We start from the raw sequence: 3,864 nt of genomic DNA, 5'->3' as shown, positions 1-3,864 counted from the left end.
AGGAGAAACACACGGCGGCCTATGGGTATTCCTGACGGGCGTGCAGGACATTGACGATGTCGATACGAGCAACAGCAACGCGGTATACCACGATATAGTTGGGATGCGCGACAATCTCACGCGTGCCCGGGACATCGCCCACACGGTACAGATAGGGGTGTTCAGAGAGCGGCAGAACAACAGACTCTAGACGAACTTTGAGTCGCCGGGCGGCTTGAGGATCTTCTAGTGCAATATGGCGTAGGAGTTTAGAAAGGTCTTCACGGGCGGTCTGTAGCCAAATCACTGGCAGCATCAGGCACGTTTCCTGTGCTGGGCCTCAATGTCATTAATCAGTGCGTCCATTTCCGCCATGACTTCATCATGGGGAATGCCAGGGCGAGAGTCGGCAAGACTGGCTTCCACGCGCTCACGGAACCAACGTTGATAGCTGTCGGCCTGCTCCTGGGTCTCAAACTCGCTCACAATGGGGTCTAGGGGGGTGCTCATGGGCCGCTCCTCTGTGGGTTGGTATCAGTCTAACGCACTCCGACAGCCCTCGCGAAAAGCGGGCTTTGCGAGTCAAAACCACCACTCTCGAAAAAACGCTTGGGCTATTTTCTGCGTGATTATCTCGCACCCTTAAAAAACTCACGATAAGACGGGTAATCTTGAATTTCGCCCTATAGCCCGTGAAAAAGTCACGCTTATTGGCGGATTTTGGTCAAAATTTGTAAGCAAAGCTAAGTATTATCATACGGATGATCCGTGGCATGATAATCTTAAAAATTAGAAGTTTTTAAGATTAAATTAGATAGGATATTGAATGAAATTGACTGATATTTCAGTAGTTTTTGATCGTCTTTTCCCGATTTGTCGCAGTATCACTGGGCCCGGCTTGCGTGAAAGTTTAGATATTCTAGCGGAGTATATCCCGCTCACTATCCACGGTGTAGCTAGCGGTACAAAGGTCTTAGACTGGAAGGTTCCGCAAGAATGGGCGGTTGATGAAGCACGATTGATAGGGCCAGACGGACAAGTTGTATGCGATTTCACCGACCACAACCTTCACCTAGTAAACTATTCAATACCATTTACAGGTCGTATGACACTAGATGAATTGCAGCCCCATTTATATTCGCTTCCGCACCTACCTGATTTAATTCCTTATGTGACTAGTTATTACTCACCTCGCTGGGGATTTTGTCTACCGCATCGGCAGAGAAAGGCTTTGCCTGAGGGTGAATATCAGGTGGATATTCGTACTCGTCATTATGACGGTGAAGTTAATTTTGCCACTGCAACTTTACCGGGCGAAAGTGATGAGGTGGTACTAATCTCATCCTATTTGTGCCATCCCAGTATGGCTAACAATGAGCTTTCGGGGCCGTTAGGTTTGCTTCGTCTTTATGAGTTGCTTGCCGCGCGGCCAAACCGTCGTTTTACTTACATGTTTTTGCTCTGTCCTGAGACACTCGGTTCGATCACTTTCCTTTCACGCTTTGCTGCTGATCTGAAACCTAAGCTGCATGCAGGCTTGGTGATGACTTGTCTCGGAGGTCCAGAGTCGAAACTTAGCATGAAGCTTTCTCGTCGTGATTGGCTAAACCGCCCAGGTCCTTTTGATTGTCTAGCTCGGCATTTAGCGGAGATGGCCCCAGATCGTTACGAACTACGTACCTTTACACCCACGTCAGGTTCTGACGAACGTCAATTTTGCTCGCCGGGCTTTGATTGGCCTGTGATCCAAGCCTCACGTACGGTTTATGGAAATTACGCCGAGTATCATACTTCGGGCGATGATCGCCAATTTATGAGAATTGAACAAGTAGAGGCAGCAGCTCATCAGCTTTCAAGTTTCTTGGAAACGGCAGAGATGCAAGGCCACGCGCTAATTAACTACCATCCTTTTGGCGAGCCACAATTAGGTAGACGTGATCTTTACCCATCAGTAAATTCTCCAATGAATCGCGATCAGTCAAATGATAACTCAGTCGATCAGCGCGAGACCTTGAATCGACTGCTCATGCTATTGTCGTTGGCCGACGGGACGCGTGATTTGATTGCCTGTGCCCAAAAGATCGGCTGTGCTTCAGACGAACTGTTACCGATTTTACGTGAGCTTTTCACCAAAGACATGTTAGTAACGCGTGCCTTTCAGGAAAAAGAGGCTGTATGAGTATAGTTGTAATAACTGGTGACCATCCGCGTCATATCTATTTAGTCAATCGCTTAGCTGAAGCTGATCTTCTGAGCGGGTGGGTTTGCGAACGGCGTGAACCTTTCCTACCTACGCCGCCAGATGGGCTATCCAATCGCTTGGAAATGTTATTTCAGTTGCATTTCCGACGTAGGGATGAAGCTGAGGAACGTTTCTTTAACCGCGAACCTTTGCCTAACGTACCCAGACTTGACGTTAGTCTGAATAATTTGAACAGCCTAGAGACTCAGAATTTCCTACAAGATAGGGCGCCGAGGTTGGTATTGTCCTATGGATGCCACAAGCTTTCAGCCTCCTTGATGAAAGAGATTAGTGCTCCTTTTTGGAATACTCACGGTGGGCTCTCGCCACAATATCGCGGGGTAGCTACGCATTTTTGGCCGAGTTTCTTGCTAGAGCCCCAGATGACAGGGATGACCCTACACGAAACCACTCCCAATCTTGATGCTGGAGGGATTCTGCACCAAACTTCTGTTGAACTTGTCAGAGGTGATGGATTGCATGACGTGGCTGCTCGCTGCGTTAAGACCTATGCTGACAAGCTTCCAAAATTGTTGGTGCCTCTAATGGCAAACGATGTACCTCTGCCGCAGGGGCAGATACAGAAAAATGCAGGAAAACTATGGCTGGCCAGCGATTGGCGACCTGAGCATTTGTTTTCAATCTATGAACATTGGCAGGATCGGATCGTTGATGCGTTATTAGCAGGTGATTTGATAGGTCGCTCACCAATGTTAACTAGCGTAATTGACCCTGATCCTGTGAGTGAAAGCTAGCAATAAGTTCTTATAGGTTGAACCAACCCCAATCTATTATTTTAGTCTTTTCAGTGGTTACGCCCTCCACCACGTCAAGTCCTATGAAGCCCGCAAGCGGGCTTTTAGCATTATAAGACATCGGATATTCTCCCAAAGATGTCCCATAACGAACCGTTCAGGTGGGGAGGTTATCGTTGAGCAGCAGTCCAGGCTGTTCTTTTAGGCCTTCTTAGCCTCCAGACGAGCCGCTAATGCCTCTGTTCTTGCCTCGGCCTGGCTTTTGGCTTTATAGGCCTCATGAGCCTGCTTTTCCGAGGTTTCCAGCCGTTCTCGCCACTCATTACGTAGCTCAGCGACCGCCTCTTTGTGAGCGTCGGCATCGGCTTTCCGCGCTTGCTGCTCGTTTTTGAGCGCTTGGGCACGCTCCTCGGCTTGCTGCTGCGCCGCTTCTAGCTTGGCTATGGCAACGGCTTGAGCACGTTCAGCGTCGTTCTTGGCTGTGCTCGCAACCTTCGCGTCACGCTGAGCTTCGAGGAGAGCGCTGTGCTCCTGGTCGCGTTGTTCGGTCAGCGTGGTGATGCGGTTACGGGCCTCGGCCAGCTCCTGGCGAGCGTCGTCGCGCTGCTGCTCGAGCCGTTTCACCTGCTCACGAAATTCCTCGATCAAACTGCGCGCTTCGCTACGGTCGCGCACGGCCTCGTCTCGTTCGGCAGTTACCTGCTCAATCTGCTCCCGCAATTCATCCGCTTCCGCTTCCAGCTGCTCGCCGGTTTCAGCAAGTTCGTCGGCTGTCTGGCGGGCGTCGAGGGCATCCGCTTCAGCGTCAGCCCGGGCAGCGGACGCCTGGCGTTCGATCTCTTGAGCGAGTGCGCTTGCAAGTTCATCCGGCAACTTGGCCATCTGACG

Annotated in this window: 4 protein-coding genes and 1 pseudogene; 2 read left to right on the top strand and 3 right to left on the bottom strand. The window is 50.4% G+C overall.

Translation table 11 applies throughout. The features are described 5' to 3' along the window. Nucleotides 1-19: 19 nt before the first annotated feature. Nucleotides 20-295 (bottom strand): type II toxin-antitoxin system RelE/ParE family toxin, encoded by a 276-nt coding sequence (locus tag QHL1GM_RS19025; RefSeq protein ID WP_071696062.1) that lies wholly within the window; start codon nucleotides 293-295, stop codon nucleotides 20-22. After that, a complete protein-coding gene (locus QHL1GM_RS19020) occupies nucleotides 295-489 on the bottom strand; it encodes a stability determinant (protein WP_071696061.1) in 195 nt (64 codons plus the stop codon). Before QHL1GM_RS19020 ends, QHL1GM_RS19025 begins: the two co-directional genes overlap by 1 nt. Nucleotides 490-805: 316 nt before the next feature. Between QHL1GM_RS19020 and QHL1GM_RS19015 the strand changes: the two genes are divergently transcribed. Both QHL1GM_RS19015 and QHL1GM_RS19010 read left to right on the top strand, forming a co-directional pair. After that, a complete protein-coding gene (locus tag QHL1GM_RS19015; protein ID WP_071696072.1) occupies nucleotides 806-2,158 on the top strand; it encodes a DUF4910 domain-containing protein in 1,353 nt (450 codons plus the stop codon). Next, the gene (locus QHL1GM_RS19010) at nucleotides 2,155-2,976 is read left to right on the top strand and encodes a formyl transferase (RefSeq protein WP_071696071.1); all 822 of its coding nucleotides are present in this window, start codon (nucleotides 2,155-2,157) and stop codon (nucleotides 2,974-2,976) included. Before QHL1GM_RS19015 ends, QHL1GM_RS19010 begins: the two co-directional genes overlap by 4 nt. A gap of 201 nt (nucleotides 2,977-3,177) precedes the next feature. Here the strand turns inward: QHL1GM_RS19010 and QHL1GM_RS19005 are convergent. Continuing rightward, a pseudogene (locus QHL1GM_RS19005) lies at nucleotides 3,178-3,864 on the bottom strand (hypothetical protein); the annotation flags it as partial.

It is taken from the genome of Halomonas sp. QHL1 (assembly GCF_001882345.1).
In the GTDB taxonomy this organism is placed as follows: domain Bacteria; phylum Pseudomonadota; class Gammaproteobacteria; order Pseudomonadales; family Halomonadaceae; genus Vreelandella.
The sequence above is the reverse complement of the archived record's forward strand: the minus strand, read 5'-3'. Positions and strand labels throughout refer to the sequence as shown.

What these genes read in the sequence shown, in the direction of transcription:
- QHL1GM_RS19015 (WP_071696072.1), top strand. Translation starts at nt 806, where the DNA reads ATGAAATTGACTGATATTTCAGTAGTTTTTGATCGTCTTTTCCCGATT.
- QHL1GM_RS19025 (WP_071696062.1), bottom strand. Translation starts at nt 295, where the DNA reads ATGCTGCCAGTGATTTGGCTACAGACCGCCCGTGAAGACCTTTCTAAA.
- QHL1GM_RS19020 (WP_071696061.1), bottom strand. Translation starts at nt 489, where the DNA reads ATGAGCACCCCCCTAGACCCCATTGTGAGCGAGTTTGAGACCCAGGAG.
- QHL1GM_RS19010 (WP_071696071.1), top strand. Translation starts at nt 2,155, where the DNA reads ATGAGTATAGTTGTAATAACTGGTGACCATCCGCGTCATATCTATTTA.